The organism is Streptomyces sp. NPDC045695, assembly GCF_056432025.1.
This window is the reverse complement of the sequence record NZ_JBWKJU010000009.1, coordinates 18936-32126: the sequence shown is the minus strand read 5'-3', so window position 1 is coordinate 32126 and position 13191 is coordinate 18936. Positions and strand designations below refer to the sequence as shown.

Here is a 13191-nt window from a genome sequence, read left to right as displayed (position 1 = left end):
CCAGTGACGGGCGAGACTGCTTCCGTGACGTCCCGAAAGCCTGATGAGCAGTTGGCTCGCGACTCCAGACTCCGACTCGTCTCCCCGCGGTCGGTCGCCGCGGCCCGCAAGGCGGTGACCGACCGACGCCCCCGGCCCGCCCAGCGGCCCCCGGCGGGCACGCCCGCCACCGCGGACCTCGCCAACCGGGCCCGGGCCTCGCTCGCCGACGCCGTACGCCTGACCCGCTGGGCCGAGCGCAACCTCGGCGCCGCGGACGGCGGCCGGCCCGCCCCGACGGGCGCCCTGGCGGCCTCCGACGTCGAACGCGCCGCCGAGGAACTGAGCCTGACGCACGGCCAGATCCAGGTGGGCTGGGACCGCGCGCGCCTCGCCGGCCTCGTCGAGGTGCACGGCGGCCACGCCCGGCCCGGCTGGCGACTGCGCGCCTGGGACCGGGACGACAGCGCCGTACTGCGCGGCTGGGTCGCGCTCTTCGACGCCTGGTCACTGGTCCACCCCGCCCCCGCCGACATCGCCCCCGCGGCGGTCGCCGAGGTCGTGGAGGCCATGCCCCAACTCCTCTCCCTGCTCCAGCTGTCCGCCGGGCCCGTGACCGTCCCCGACCTGCTCGACCTGCTGGGGCAGCGCGTCACCGAACTGCGCGACGAGCGGTGCGAGATCCCCTACGACGCCGAGCCCGTGACGGCACTGACGGCGGCCCGCGCCTCCGCGGAGAGCCGCCCCGTCCCGCTCGCACGGCTGCTGCGCTGGGCGCTCGGCGGACTGGCCGCCGTGGACGCCGTCACCCTCGGCCCCGCCCGGGCCACCCTCACCCCGCTCGGCAGCTGGGCCGTCTGGGTCAAGCTGGAGCAGATCTGCGTCGCCGCGCAGAGCCCCGCCGGGAACATCGAACAGTCGGCCGCCGCCATGCTGCACGGCTGCGCCCGGCTCACTCCGGGACCGGCCCGCGCGGAGTATCAGGCCTGGCTCGCCGCCCGCCCCGTCGGCCACGCCGTGACCGAGCTCCTGCAGGCGGCCCGCGGCGAGGACGCCCTGCTGCGCGGCCTCGCCTTCGAGGCGCTGCGCGTCGTCGGCGCCCCCGCCGAGCCCGAGGTCCGCGCCGCCGTCCGCGAGCCGGCCCTGCGCCCCTACGCCCTGCTCTGGCTCGCCGAGCACGACGGGATCGACCCCGACGAGGCGCAGGACGTGCTCACCGCCGAGGAGTCGACCTGGCTCTGGGTGGACACCGCTGCCGCCATCGCCGACCACGGCGAAGCCGACCTGCTGGCCCGCCACTTGGACTCGGCCGTCCGCACCACCGTGCCCCGGCTGCTGGACGAGGTCCGCGCGGTCGGCCATCCCCGCACCGTGCAGGTCCTGGTCGCACTGGCCGCGGCCCACCCCGACCCGGCCCTGGCCAAGGCGGTCCGCCGCGCGGCCTTCGAGGTGCACACGGGCGGCGCGTAACGCGCGTAGCGTCGGCCGCGGCGGAGGGCACGTACGCGCCGCGATGTGTACGTGGGCGCCGCGGGTCTCAGACCTGCGGCGCGTACGTCCCGAAGCTCCAGATGTTGCCCTCGGCGTCCCGGGCCATGTAGTCGCGGGAGCCGTAGTCCTGGTCGGTGGGCTCCATCAGGACCTCCGCCCAGTGCTCGGCGGCCCGCCGGTGGTGGGCGTCCACGTCGTCGACCACGACATAGACCCCGCAGGGGCCGGCGCCCTCCATGGCCCGGGCGAAGACCCCGCCGGTGCCCTCGCTGCCGAGCATCACGATGCCGTTGCCGTACGCCAGCTCCGCGTGCACCACCGAGCCGTCCTCACCCTCGTACACCGCGACCTGGCTGAATCCGAAGGCCTCGGTGAGCAGCTTGATGGCCGCCTTCGCGTCGCGGTAGACCAGCGTGGGACAGATGGATGAAGCGCCTGCCATGACGATCACTCCCTCTCGTGACGGTGATCCGCGTCACACAGCATGGCAGGCGCCGCCGACCGTCAGCGGAAGGTGTCGCACCGGGCCATGTCGCCGCTGCGGTAGCCCTGGTAGAACCACTGCTGGCGCTGCTCGGCCGAGCCGTGCGTCCAGGACTCCGGGGTCACCCGGCCCTGGAACCTCTCCTGGATCCGGTCGTCGCCGACCGCGGCCGCCGCGTCCAGCCCGTCCCTGATGTCCTGGTCGGTCAGGGTGGTGATCAGCGGCCGCCCGGTGGACGCGTCCGGAGTCCTCGTCGCGTTGTGCGCCCACACCCCGGCGTAGCAGTCGGCCTGGAGCTCCACCTTGACCGCGTTGCTGTTCGCGCCCTGCCGTCCGTCCTGGGCCCGCTGGAGCGTTCCGGTCAGGTTCTGGATGTGGTGGCCGTACTCGTGGGCGACGACGTAGGCCTGCGCGAAGGGCCCGCCGCTCGCACCGAACTTCGTCCGCAGCTCGTCGAAGAAGCCCAGGTCCAGGTAGACCTGGCGGTCTCCGGGACAGTAGAAGGGGCCGACGGCCGAGGTGGCCGTCCCGCAGGCGGTGTTCACCCGGCCGGTGAAGAAGACCGTGGACGCGGGGCTGTACTGCCCGCCGCGTTCGGTGAACTCCTGCTTCCAGAAGGCCTGGGTGCTGCGGACCACGGCCACCTGCCGGCAGTCCTCCCGTGCGTTGGCGTCCCGGCCCGTCTTGCAGGCCCGTTCCACCTCACTGAGGCCCGACGAGGCGGGGGCGGGCGCGGTGTCCCCCGAGGACAGCCCCAGCTCCTCGGGACCGACACCGAAGAGCAGTCCCACGACCAGTGCGATGAGGCCGACGATCCCGCCGCCGACGGTGGCCCTGCCGCCCGGGATGCGACTGCCCCGCACGTCCTTGACCTCGGAGGAGTCCAGCTGGGCGTCATCGTCGAACTGCATCCCGCACCGCCTTCGCTGCCTGAACCGGCCCTGCGGTGAGTATCAACCCATTCGTTCCGGCACGCGCCCCGGCCCACCACAGCGGCCGCTGAGCCGGACGGGGGACACGGGACACGGCCCCGCGGGCCGGGCGGACCGGCCCGCGCGCCCGGAAAGTAGTTGCGCACCCCCGGTAGAATGTCTCCCATGGCAAATCTCCTCGCGGATTAGCGGCGTCGAAGCATCGCGTCCTGCCCCCCTTCCGCCGTCCCGACCCGCCCTGGAGTATTTCCGTGATCACCGCCACCGGCATCGAGCTGCGCGCCGGCGCCCGCATCCTCATCGAGTCCGCCTCCTTCCGCGTCGCCAAGGGCGACCGCATCGGCCTGGTCGGCCGCAACGGAGCGGGCAAGACCACCCTCACCAAGTGCCTCGCGGGCGAGGGCCAGCCCGCCGCCGGATCCATCACCCGCTCGGGCGAGGTCGGCTACCTGCCGCAGGACCCCCGCACCGGCGACCTCGACGTCCTGGCCCGCGACCGGATCCTGTCCGCGCGCGGCCTCGACGTGCTCATCAAGAAGATGCGGGCCAACGAGGAGCGCATCGCCACCGGCTCCGGGGGCACCCGCGACAAGGCGATGAAGCAGTACGAGCGCCAGGAGACCGAGTTCCTGACCAAGGGCGGGTACGCCGCCGAGGCGGAGGCCGCGACGATCTCGGCCGCCCTCGGCCTGCCCGACCGGGTCCTCGGACAGCCGCTGCACACCCTCTCCGGTGGTCAGCGCCGCCGCGTCGAGCTCGCCCGGATCCTCTTCTCCGACGCCGACACCCTGCTCCTCGACGAGCCCACCAACCACCTCGACGCCGACTCGATCGTCTGGCTGCGCGACTACCTGAAGACCTACCGCGGCGGCTTCATCGTCATCTCCCACGACGTCGACCTGGTCGAGACCGTCGTCAACAAGGTCTTCTACCTGGACGCGAACCGCTCCCAGATCGACGTCTACAACATGGGCTGGAAGCTCTACCAGCAGCAGCGCGAGGCCGACGAGAAGCGCCGCAAGCGCGAGCGCCAGAACGCCGAGAAGAAGGCCGCGGCCCTGAACTCGCAGGCCGACAAGATGCGCGCCAAGGCCACCAAGACCGTCGCCGCGCAGAACATGGCCAAGCGCGCCGAGCGGCTGCTGTCCGGCCTGGAGGCGGTCCGCGTCTCCGACAAGGTCGCCAAGCTGCGCTTCCCGGACCCGGCGCCCTGCGGCAAGACCCCGCTGACCGCCGAGGGCCTCTCGAAGTCGTACGGCTCGCTGGAGATCTTCACCGACGTCGACCTGGCCATCGACAAGGGTTCCCGCGTGGTCATCCTCGGCCTCAACGGCGCCGGCAAGACCACCCTGCTCCGCCTGCTGTCGGGCACCGAGAAGCCGGACACCGGCACGGTCGTCGCCGGTCACGGCCTCAAGCTCGGCTACTACGCCCAGGAGCACGAGACCCTGGACCCCGAGCGCACGGTCCTGGAGAACATGCGCTCCTCCGCGCCCGACCTGGACCTGGTCGCGGTGCGCAAGACGCTCGGCTCCTTCCTGTTCTCCGGCGACGACGTGGACAAGCCGGCCGGGGTGCTCTCCGGCGGTGAGAAGACCCGCCTGGCCCTGGCCACGCTGGTCGTCTCCTCGGCGAACGTGCTGCTCCTCGACGAGCCCACGAACAACCTCGACCCGGCCAGCCGCGAGGAGATCCTGGGCGCGCTACGCACCTACAAGGGCGCCGTCATCCTCGTCACGCACGACGAGGGCGCGGTGGAGGCCCTGGAGCCGGAGCGGATCATCCTGCTCCCGGACGGCGTCGAGGACCTGTGGGGACCGGACTACCGGGACCTCGTGGCCCTCGCCTGATCCCCGGCGGACCGCCCCCGGGACCCCGCCCGGGCCGCCCTGCGGCACTGATCCAGTTCCTTATGGATCATTCGGCTCAGGGGTGATCCATCATCTGAGTGAGACGGTCTCGTACCGCAGCGGCGGCGCACTACGGCCCCGGCCGCACCTGTGAGGGTGCGCGACCGGGGCCGCTCTCGTGCCGCGCCCCGCCTCTGACCTGGTGATTCCCGCCGAAGGCGGTGAAGTGTGACGGAAGTCATGCGGCGGAAGAGGAGATTCCGTTCTGCTGGAGCGTCCACCCCCTGGGAAATGCCGCCGTACCGACCTTGCGGAATGGGTGGCCAGGAAGCGTGGGAGGGGTGATCATGAGAAGTCCAGAGCGCACTTCCCATGAGGAGGCACGGGTGGCCGAGACTCTGAAGAAGGGCAGCCGGGTAACCGGCGCCGCGCGCGACAAGCTCGCGGCAGACCTGAAGAAGAAGTACGACTCCGGTGCGAGTATCCGGGCGCTGGCCGAGGAGACCGGCCGGTCCTACGGATTCGTCCATCGGATGCTCAGTGAGTCCGGGGTTTCGCTGCGTGGCCGCGGTGGCGCGACGCGTGGCAAGAAGGCGGCCACTACGGCCTGACCCCGGGCCCATCGGTTCCAACGCGTCAAAGGGCTCCAACGGCTCAACGCTCACATGATCCGACGGTTCCTTCGGTGACCCCCGGTCGGCTCTCCGGTCGGCTGGGTGGTTACTGTGCAGTCACTTAGGCCGAGCTTGCGGCCGACTGCACACCGGAGGCATAGAGATGGCTCTGCTCGACAAGGACGGCGTACGACTCACCGTCGACGACACTGTCGCCACGGTGACACTGACCAATCCGGCCAAGCGAAACGCCCAATCCCCCGCGCTCTGGCGGGCTTTGGCCGAGGCCGGGAGGTCGTTGCCGGGCACCGTCCGGGTCGTCGTGCTGCGCGGTGAGGGCCAGTCCTTCTCCGCCGGGCTCGACCGGCAGGCGTTCACCCCCGAAGGTTTCGAGGGCGAGCCGTCCTTCATCGATCTGGCACGCGGTTCCGACGAACTGCTCGACGCCACGATCGCCGAGTACCAGGAGGCATTCACCTGGTGGAGGCGTAACGACGTCATCTCCGTCGCCGCCGTACAGGGACACGCGATCGGCGCCGGCTTCCAGCTCGCGCTCGCGTGTGACCTGCGCGTCGTCGCGGACGACGTCCAGTTCGCCATGCGCGAGACCAGCCTGGGCCTGGTCCCCGACCTGGCCGGCACCCAGCCCCTGACCTCCCTGGTCGGCTACGCCCGCGCGCTGGAGATCTGCGCCACGGGCCGCTTCGTGCATGCCGAGGAGGCGGAGCGGGTCGGCCTCGCCAACCTCGTGGTCCCCGCGGACGAGCTCGACGCCGCCGTCCAGGACCTGACCACCGCCCTGCTGGCACCGCCGCGGGACGCCGTGACCGAGACCAAGGCGCTGCTGCGCGGCGCCCAGTCCCGCCCGTACGACGACCAGCGCACGGCCGAGCGCGCCGCCCAGGCCCGTCGCCTGCGCGACCTGGCGGGCCTCTCCGACTGACCCGCGGGACACAGCCCCGGTCTTCGAGCACGTGGAACCGTGTCGCGGACCGGGGCGCTGCGAGCAGGTCCGGCCGAGCGGCGTAGTCCCGGCGCGCCGTGCGGGCCGCGCGCTTAACGTGGTGGGCAGTGAGTCCGTACGCACGGAAGGACACGCCATGACCGAATCCAGCGCAGGCGGCGGTTCCGCCAGGGAGCCCGGGGACCGGGGACGCACGAGCATCGCCGACGGGGTGGTCGAGAAGATCGCCGGGCTGGCCGCCCGCGAAGTGGTCGGCGTGCACGCCATGGGCAGCGGTAGCGGTCTGTCCCGGACCTTCGGCGCCGTGCGCGAGCGTGTCCCCGGCGGGGCGAAGGCCGCCGTCAGCCGCGGCGTCAAGGCGGAGGTCGGCGAGGTCCAGACCGCCCTCGACCTTGAGATCGTCGTCGACTACGGCGTGTCGATCCGCGAGGTGGCGCGGGCGGTCCGGGAGAACGTCATCTCGGCCGTCGAGCGGATGACCGGCCTGGAGGTCGTCGAGGTCAACATCGCCGTCAGCGACGTCAAGCTGCCGGACGAGCCCGACGAGGAGCCGGAAACCCGTCTTCAGTAGCCGAGAGGAGCCTGCAATGAGCATGGCGATCGCCGGCCTCTTCGCCGGTATGGCCCTGGCGTTCGCCGGTTACTTCGGCGGGTTCGGAGCCTTCCTGCTGGTGGCCGCCCTCGGTGCCGTCGGCTTCGTCACCGGGCGCTTCCTCGACGGGGACCTGGAGCCCGGGGACCTGTTCCGCCGCCGCGACGACCGGCGGCGGTGAGGCGCCGATGAGCACCCAGCCCCGGCCCGCCCCGTCGAAGGTCCCTCCCGGCGAGCGCGGCGCCACCCGTATCGCCGACCGGGTCGTCGCCAAGATCGCCGCCCGGGCCGCCCGGGAGGTCTCCACCCCGGCCGTCGGCGCGCCCCCGCACGCCACCGTCACCGTGCACCACGACATCGCACGGGTACGGGTGAGCCTGGAGCTCGGCTACCCCGCCGACCTCGCCGCCCAGTGCGCTGCCGTACGCCGGCAGGTCGCCCAGCGCGTCGGGGAGTACGCGCAGATGTCCGTCCCCGAGGTGGACATCGACATCGAGCACCTGCACTCCACCCACACCCGGACCGCCGCCGGGCGCGACCGGCGGCTGCGGTGAGGGCCCCCGGCGCCGCGGGCGCCGCCCGGTTCCGCTCCGCCCGGCGCGTCCCCGCCGCGCTGACCGCCCTCGCGGTGCTGGGTGTGGCGGCCCTCTTCCTGTACGACCTGGCCGCCGTACGGGCCCACCGCCCGGGCATGGCCTGGCGCCGCGAACTCGCCCACCAGCTGGAGCGGCACACCCCCGCCGACCTCCCGGTACAGCTGGCCGGCGGGGCCCTGGCCGTGGTCGGGGCGCTGCTCCTGCTGCTGGCGCTCACCCCCGGGCTCCGCGGGATCCTGCCGATGCGCACGCCCGACCCGGACAGCGGGTTGCGGGCCGGGATCGGGCGCAAGGACGCCGCGCAGGTCCTGCGGGACCGGGCCATGGAGGTGTCCGGGGTGCGGTCGGTCCAGGTCAGGGTGGGCCGCTCCCGCATCGGGGTGCGGGCCACCTCGCACTTCCGCGAGCTGGACGACGTACGGGCCGACCTGGACGCGGTCCTCGCCGTCGGCATCGACGAACTGGGCCTCGCGCACCCGCCGCAGCCGCGCGTACGGGTCAGGAGGTGAGCGGGGTGCTCGGAGTGGTGAACCGGATCCTGCTCGCGGTGCTCGGAGTGGTCCTGCTGGCGGCCGGGGTCTCGGCGCTGACGGGCTGGTGGCCGCTGCACGGCCGGCACGAGCCGCTGCTGACCGCCGCCACCCGGCACCGGTACGGGCACGCCGAGGGCTGGTGGTGGTGGGCGGTGCTCGCCGGGCTCGGCCTGTGCGTGCTGCTGGCCCTGTGGTGGCTGCTGTCCCAGCTCAAGCGCTCGCGGCTGCAGGCGGTGGCCGTGGACACCGGGGACGGGGCGTTCGCCCTGCTGCGCGGGCATGCGCTGGAGGAGGCGGTGGCCGCCGAGGCCGGCGCCCTGGACGGGGTCGCCGGCTGCCGGGTCGCGCTGCACGGCCGGCGCGGGTCACCCGCGCTGCGGATCGCGCTGGAACTGGAACCGCACGCGGTCCCCGCCGATGTCCTGTCCGCCGTCGCGGGCCCGGTCCTGACCCACGCCCGCGCCTCGGCGGGCCTCACCGACCTCCCGACGCAGGCCCGCCTCACGGTGACGTCCCACCGCGCGCGGCGCGTGACGTAGTGCTGTGACCCGCCCCGGGTGCGGCGGTCAGAAGCCGTGCCGGGAGCCGCCGTCGACCGGGAGCATGACGCCCGTCAGGTACGAGGCCGCCGGGGAGAGCAGGAAGGCCGCCGTGCGGCCGAACTCCTCGGGGGTGCCGTAACGCCGCAGCGGGATCCGGGACTCGTGCCCGGCCCGGGCCGCCGCCGCGTCCCCCGACAGCGCGTCCAGTTCGCGCACGCGGTCGGTGTCGATGCGGGCCGGGAGCAGGCCGACGACCCGGATCCCGCGCGGGCCGAGCTCCACCGAGAGGGACTTCGCGAAGCCCGCCAGGCCGGGCCGCAGACCGTTGGAGATGGTCAGGCCGGGGATCGGCTCGTGGACCGAACCCGACAGGACGAAGGCGATGACCCCGCCCTCGCCCAGCTCGGCGGCCGCCTCCCGCGCCAGTCGCACGGCGCCCAGGAAGACCGACTCGAAGGCCTGCGACCACTGGTCGTCGGTGTTGTCGGCCGCGGAGCCCGGGGGCGGGCCGCCGACGCTGATGAGGATGCCGTTGAAGCGGCCGAAGCGCTCGCGTGCGGTGGCGATGAGCCGCCCGGCCGCCGCCGGGTCGGAGTTGTCGGCCGCCACACCGGCCGCGTTCGGACCGAGCGCGGCCGCGGCGTCGGCCGCCCGCTTCTCGTCCCGGCCGCTCAGGAGCACCTTGGCGCCGTCGGCGGCCAGTTCACGGGCGGAGGCGAAGCCCAGGCCGCGCGTGGCCCCGGTGACGATGTAGACACGGTCCTTCAGTCCAAGATCCATGCCGACACGCTACGCCGTCGCGGGCTCCTGTTCGAGGGCGTCGGCCGAGGCCGCCGCCTCCTCGCGGTCGTGCTTCTCCCGCCGTACGAGGATCACCCAGCCGACCGGAACCGCGGCGGCGAACAGCCACCACTGGACGGCGTACGCCATGTGCGGGCCGATCGAGTCGTGGTCGGGTTCGGCGACGGGCTCGGGGCCGCCGTCCGGCGGGGCCGGCTGGTCCAGCTCCAGGTATCCGCCGAGGACGGGCCGGCCCAGGTACTGCGCCTGCTGCTCGCTGTTGATCAGCATCACCTGGCGGTCCGGCAGGCCCTTGCGGTCCTTGATGCCGCTGCCGCCGCTCGTCTCGTCGGCCTTGAGCCGGCCGGTGACGGTGACCTCGCCCGCGGGCGGGGCCGGCACCGGCGGATAGGCGCGGGGGTCGTCGCCGCCCGGCACCCAGCCGCGGTTGACGAGCGCCACCCGGCCGTCGCCGAGGACGAGCGGGGTCAGCACGTGGAAGCCGACCTTGTCGTCGTTGTCGGTCCGCATCCGGACGACCACCTCGTGCGCGGCGTCGTACGTGCCGGTCGCGGTGATGGTCCGCCAGAAGTCCGCGCGGGGGACCCGGTGTCCGGGGGAGGTGACCTCGGTCATGGGGAGCGGCTGCGCCCGCAGGTTCGTCTCGATCAGCTGGTTCTGCGCGATCCGGTGCTCATGGCGGTGGTACTGCCAGAACCCCAGCCTGATCATCGTGGGGATGAGGGCGAGGGTGACGAGGGTGAGGCACACCCACTGCCGGGTCAGCACAAAGCGGTACACGCCCACGACGGTACCCCCAGCGCGGCGGACCCCGGCGACCGGGTGGCCGTCCGGGGTCGTGGCGTACGGGCTCGGGGAGGGTTCGGGAGTCGGGGAGGGGTGGGGAGGGGAGGGCGGGGGATTCAGACGCGGTCGACGATGCCCACCTTCCCCTCCGCGCGGGCGCAGTGCGCCCCGCAGTACCAGTGGCCCTCGACCTCGACGCCCTGGCCGATGATCGAGACCCGGCAGTGCTCGCAGACGGGCGCCATGCGGTGGATGGCGCAGGAGAAGCAGTCGAAGACGTGCACGGCGCCCTGCGCGTGCACTTCGAAGGACATGCCGTAATCGTTTCCGCAGACCTCACAACGTGCCATGCGCCGAATGCTGCGCACGGGCGAGGACCGGAACAAGATCCAGCGGGGTGAGTCGCCGCGCGGGCACCCGCCCGGCGCAACGCCCGGGCTCAGGACTCCGCGTCCGCCACGTCCCGCAGCAGCTGGGTGAAGGCCGCCTCGTCGACGACGGGCGTGCCGAAGGACTTCGCCTTGACCGTCTTCGAGGTCGCCGAGTCGGGATCGTTCGTCACCAGGAGGCTGGTGAGGCGCGACACACTCGTCGCGACGTGCAGGCCCGCCTCGACCGCCCGGTCCTCCAGCAGCTCGCGCTCCACCGAGGTGTCACCGGAGAAGGCGATCCGCATGCCCTGCTTCAGCGGCTTGCCGTCCTCGTAGCGCCCCGGGTTGGGGTGCGGGCACGGCGGCCGCTTGCGCGAGGGCCGCCAGCTGCTGTTCCCGTACGAGGGCTGGTAGCCCACCCGCGGAGCGGCGGCGGAGTCCGACCACTCCGTCAGCGGCCGGCATTCCAGCAGCGGCAGCCGTACACCGTCGCGCGCGGCGGCGTGCAGCGACGGACGGAACGCCTCCGCCAGCACCCGCGCGTCGTCGAGGGCGTGGTGGGCGCGCTGCTGGACCACGCCGAAGTGCGCGGCGAGCGACTCCAGCTTGTGATTGGGCAGCGGCAGGTTCAGTTCCTTCGACAGGGCGATGGTGCACAGCCGCTGACGGACCGGCGCGGTGGCGGCGGCCCGGGCGTACTCACGGGCGATCATCTGCCAGTCGAAGATGGCGTTGTGGGCGACCAGCACCCGGTCCGCGAGCCGGCCGGCGAACTCCTCGGCGACGTCGCCGAAGAGCGGCGCGTCGGCGAGCATCGCGCTCGTCAGACCGTGGATCCACACCGGTCCCGGATCCCGCTGCGGGTTGACGAGGGTGTACCAGTGGTCCTCCACGTTGCCCTGCGCGTCGAGCCGGTAGACGGCCGCGGAGATGATCCGGTCGTCGCGAGCGAGCCCGGTGGTCTCCACGTCGACGACCGCGTACCCCTGGGGGTACGCGGTCGGCCATGTCGTCTCTGCGGTCGTACGGTCGTCGAGCATGGTCACAGAGGATATCGGCACCGACTGACAGCCTCGGCCGCGATGCCGTTCAGCGCGGACCCGCGAGCAGGGCCGTGACGAGGGCCCGTACGGACAGCAGGAACAGCCGCTCCGGATCCGCGGGGCGGGCCAGCGCCCGGGCGAGGGCGGGGTCGTGGGGGGCGGTGGCCGGGTCCCAGAGGTCGCTCTCGGCGGGGGACTGCGCAGGGGCGCGTTCGCGGTTGCGCTCGACGAGGAGGAAGCCGACGATCTGGAACTGGATCGCGCGCACCGCGTCGGCCGCCCGGGCGCCGCGCAGCCCCGCGCGGTGCACTTCGTGCACCAGGGCCTGCTGCGCGGGCAGGAACATCCGCTCGGTCAGCCCGCGTTCGTGGACCATCGCGATCAGGTGCGGGCGCTCGCGCAGCTCGCGGCGCAGGGTCCGGGCCACCGACAGGATCCGCTCGGCGGGGGTGCGGCCGGCCGGCCGGATCGCGCCCATCTCCTCCACGGTCCGCCGCACGAGGGCGTCGAGCAGCGATTCGCGGTTGCCGACGTGCCAGTAGATGGACGTCACCGCGGTGCCCAGCTCGGCGGCGAGCCCCCGCATGGTGAGGGCGGCCGGGCCGTGCCGCTTGACCAGGGAGGCCGCGACGTCCAGCACCTCGTCGCGGGTCAGCGTGCTTCTGGCCATGGATCCGGTCCACCCGTCTGTCGTGGCTGGGAAAACTGACTGACTGTCAATTCTGCTGGGTGCAGGGGTCTTTACCCTTCATCGGTCGCGGTGTAACTGTGTTACAGAACCGAACCGAGAGGTGGTGCGAGACATGGCACGCGTACGGTACGGAGCGCGGACCGAGGCCGAGATCGCGGCGTCGCGCGAGAAGAGTTCCCGGCTCCCCGACATCTGGTCCACCGGTGTGGTGGCCGTCTGGGAGAGCGATCCCGACGTGGTGGCGGCGGTCCTGCCGCCCCCGCTCAAGCCCGCCGAGCGCCCCCTCGTACGGGCCAACATCAGCAAGGTCGACCTGCCCGGCTATCCGCTCGGCGCCGGCTCGGTGGCCGTCGCCGCCCGGCACGGCGGGGTCGAGGGCTGGTACCCGCTGGTCATGCCGATGACCCACGAGCGGGCCCTGATCGGCGGCCGGGAGGTCTTCGGCGAGCCGAAGAAGCTGGGCGAGGTCACCGTCGAGCGCGACGGGCTCGTGGTACGGGCCTGCCTGGCCCGGCACGGGATCGCCTTCGTGGAGGTGCGCGGGGCGGTGGACCGCGAGCTGCCGCTCCCCCCACCCACCCTGAAGACCGACTTCTACTTCAAGTTCCTGCCCGCCGTGGACGGTTCGGGCTTCGACGCCGACCCGGTCCTCGTCCACTGCACGCGGAACGAAAAGGTCCGCAAGCTGGAGCACGTCACCGGGGACGTGGTCCTGCGCGAGTCCATGTTCGACCCGGTCGCCGACCTCCCCGTCCGCCGGATCGTGGAGATCACCATCGGCGAGAAGACCACCGACCAGAAGGGCAGGGTGGTCGAGCGGGTGAGCGCCGAGGCCCTGCTCCCGTACCTCCACCAGCGCTACGACGACCCGATGCAGATCCTCGACGCACCCCCGGCGGCAGCGGCGCAGGGGAGGGACTGA

At 73.0% G+C, this 13191-nt stretch carries 17 protein-coding genes; 10 read left to right on the top strand and 7 right to left on the bottom strand.

Annotated features, from left to right (window positions below):
- Positions 1 to 24: 24 nt before the first annotated feature.
- Positions 25 to 1449: a hypothetical protein gene (locus AC07DU_RS17665; RefSeq protein ID WP_453373734.1), complete on the top strand. Its 1425-nt coding sequence runs from the start codon at positions 25 to 27 to the stop codon at positions 1447 to 1449.
- Between the two features lie 67 nt (positions 1450 to 1516).
- Here the strand turns inward: AC07DU_RS17665 and AC07DU_RS17660 are convergent, their stop codons facing one another.
- Together AC07DU_RS17660 and ypfJ are read right to left on the bottom strand one after the other, a co-directional pair.
- Positions 1517 to 1912 carry a VOC family protein gene (locus tag AC07DU_RS17660; protein ID WP_479112182.1) on the bottom strand — a complete coding sequence of 132 codons (396 nt, stop codon included), beginning with the start codon at positions 1910 to 1912 and terminating at the stop codon, positions 1517 to 1519.
- Positions 1913 to 1974: 62 nt separating this feature from the next.
- Positions 1975 to 2865 carry a KPN_02809 family neutral zinc metallopeptidase gene (gene ypfJ / locus AC07DU_RS17655; protein WP_479112180.1) on the bottom strand — a complete coding sequence of 297 codons (891 nt, stop codon included), beginning with the start codon at positions 2863 to 2865 and terminating at the stop codon, positions 1975 to 1977.
- A gap of 272 nt (positions 2866 to 3137) precedes the next feature.
- Here ypfJ and AC07DU_RS17650 point away from each other — a divergent pair, with 272 nt between their 5' ends.
- The 8 genes from AC07DU_RS17650 to amaP all read left to right on the top strand — a co-directional run bounded on the left by AC07DU_RS17650 (position 3138) and on the right by amaP (position 8574).
- Positions 3138 to 4736 (top strand): ABC-F family ATP-binding cassette domain-containing protein, encoded by a 1599-nt coding sequence (locus tag AC07DU_RS17650; RefSeq protein WP_360899617.1) that lies wholly within the window; start codon positions 3138 to 3140, stop codon positions 4734 to 4736.
- A gap of 386 nt (positions 4737 to 5122) precedes the next feature.
- Positions 5123 to 5347, top strand: coding sequence for a helix-turn-helix domain-containing protein (locus AC07DU_RS17645; protein WP_360899614.1), 225 nt, complete (start codon positions 5123 to 5125; stop codon positions 5345 to 5347).
- Between the two features lie 166 nt (positions 5348 to 5513).
- Positions 5514 to 6293, top strand: a complete 780-nt coding sequence (locus tag AC07DU_RS17640) for an enoyl-CoA hydratase/isomerase family protein (protein WP_360899611.1) — start codon at positions 5514 to 5516, stop codon at positions 6291 to 6293.
- A 157-nt stretch (positions 6294 to 6450) separates the two neighbouring features.
- Complete coding sequence (locus AC07DU_RS17635; RefSeq protein ID WP_360899608.1) at positions 6451 to 6885, top strand: Asp23/Gls24 family envelope stress response protein; 435 nt, start codon at positions 6451 to 6453, stop codon at positions 6883 to 6885.
- 16 nt (positions 6886 to 6901) lie between these two features.
- Complete coding sequence (locus AC07DU_RS17630; protein WP_360899605.1) at positions 6902 to 7087, top strand: hypothetical protein; 186 nt, start codon at positions 6902 to 6904, stop codon at positions 7085 to 7087.
- Positions 7088 to 7094: 7 nt separating this feature from the next.
- Positions 7095 to 7460 (top strand): Asp23/Gls24 family envelope stress response protein, encoded by a 366-nt coding sequence (locus tag AC07DU_RS17625; RefSeq protein WP_479033024.1) that lies wholly within the window; start codon positions 7095 to 7097, stop codon positions 7458 to 7460.
- Complete coding sequence (locus AC07DU_RS17620) at positions 7457 to 8011, top strand: DUF6286 domain-containing protein (RefSeq protein ID WP_479033026.1); 555 nt, start codon at positions 7457 to 7459, stop codon at positions 8009 to 8011. The genes AC07DU_RS17625 and AC07DU_RS17620 overlap by 4 nt, the downstream gene beginning before the upstream one ends.
- 5 nt (positions 8012 to 8016) lie before the next feature.
- Positions 8017 to 8574 (top strand): alkaline shock response membrane anchor protein AmaP, encoded by a 558-nt coding sequence (gene amaP, locus AC07DU_RS17615; protein WP_479112178.1) that lies wholly within the window; start codon positions 8017 to 8019, stop codon positions 8572 to 8574.
- Positions 8575 to 8601: 27 nt separating this feature from the next.
- On the opposite strand, the gene AC07DU_RS17610 is transcribed toward amaP, so the two are convergent.
- The 5 genes from AC07DU_RS17610 to AC07DU_RS17590 all read right to left on the bottom strand — a co-directional run bounded on the left by AC07DU_RS17610 (position 8602) and on the right by AC07DU_RS17590 (position 12248).
- The gene (locus AC07DU_RS17610) at positions 8602 to 9357 is read right to left on the bottom strand and encodes an SDR family oxidoreductase (protein WP_479112176.1); all 756 of its coding nucleotides are present in this window, start codon (positions 9355 to 9357) and stop codon (positions 8602 to 8604) included.
- Between the two features lie 9 nt (positions 9358 to 9366).
- Positions 9367 to 10158 carry an SURF1 family cytochrome oxidase biogenesis protein gene (locus tag AC07DU_RS17605; RefSeq protein ID WP_479112174.1) on the bottom strand — a complete coding sequence of 264 codons (792 nt, stop codon included), beginning with the start codon at positions 10156 to 10158 and terminating at the stop codon, positions 9367 to 9369.
- 122 nt (positions 10159 to 10280) lie between these two features.
- Positions 10281 to 10514 carry a hypothetical protein gene (locus AC07DU_RS17600; protein ID WP_360899587.1) on the bottom strand — a complete coding sequence of 78 codons (234 nt, stop codon included), beginning with the start codon at positions 10512 to 10514 and terminating at the stop codon, positions 10281 to 10283.
- An 89-nt stretch (positions 10515 to 10603) separates the two neighbouring features.
- Positions 10604 to 11581 (bottom strand): DEDDh family exonuclease, encoded by a 978-nt coding sequence (locus AC07DU_RS17595; protein WP_479033132.1) that lies wholly within the window; start codon positions 11579 to 11581, stop codon positions 10604 to 10606.
- Positions 11582 to 11624: 43 nt separating this feature from the next.
- Positions 11625 to 12248, bottom strand: a complete 624-nt coding sequence (locus tag AC07DU_RS17590; RefSeq protein ID WP_479112172.1) for a TetR/AcrR family transcriptional regulator — start codon at positions 12246 to 12248, stop codon at positions 11625 to 11627.
- A gap of 133 nt (positions 12249 to 12381) precedes the next feature.
- On the opposite strand from AC07DU_RS17590, the gene AC07DU_RS17585 reads away from it, so the two are divergent.
- Complete coding sequence (locus AC07DU_RS17585; RefSeq protein WP_479112170.1) at positions 12382 to 13191, top strand: acetoacetate decarboxylase family protein; 810 nt, start codon at positions 12382 to 12384, stop codon at positions 13189 to 13191.

Bases quoted from the DNA above. Each gene is read 5' to 3' on its own strand.
- AC07DU_RS17625 (WP_479033024.1), top strand. From the start codon at position 7,095: ATGAGCACCCAGCCCCGGCCCGCCCCGTCGAAGGTCCCTCCCGGCGAG.
- ypfJ (WP_479112180.1), bottom strand. From the start codon at position 2,865: ATGCAGTTCGACGATGACGCCCAGCTGGACTCCTCCGAGGTCAAGGAC.
- AC07DU_RS17585 (WP_479112170.1), top strand. From the start codon at position 12,382: ATGGCACGCGTACGGTACGGAGCGCGGACCGAGGCCGAGATCGCGGCG.
- AC07DU_RS17590 (WP_479112172.1), bottom strand. From the start codon at position 12,248: ATGGCCAGAAGCACGCTGACCCGCGACGAGGTGCTGGACGTCGCGGCC.
- AC07DU_RS17600 (WP_360899587.1), bottom strand. From the start codon at position 10,514: ATGGCACGTTGTGAGGTCTGCGGAAACGATTACGGCATGTCCTTCGAA.
- AC07DU_RS17660 (WP_479112182.1), bottom strand. From the start codon at position 1,912: ATGGCAGGCGCTTCATCCATCTGTCCCACGCTGGTCTACCGCGACGCG.
- AC07DU_RS17630 (WP_360899605.1), top strand. From the start codon at position 6,902: ATGAGCATGGCGATCGCCGGCCTCTTCGCCGGTATGGCCCTGGCGTTC.
- AC07DU_RS17635 (WP_360899608.1), top strand. From the start codon at position 6,451: ATGACCGAATCCAGCGCAGGCGGCGGTTCCGCCAGGGAGCCCGGGGAC.
- AC07DU_RS17610 (WP_479112176.1), bottom strand. From the start codon at position 9,357: ATGGATCTTGGACTGAAGGACCGTGTCTACATCGTCACCGGGGCCACG.
- AC07DU_RS17640 (WP_360899611.1), top strand. From the start codon at position 5,514: ATGGCTCTGCTCGACAAGGACGGCGTACGACTCACCGTCGACGACACT.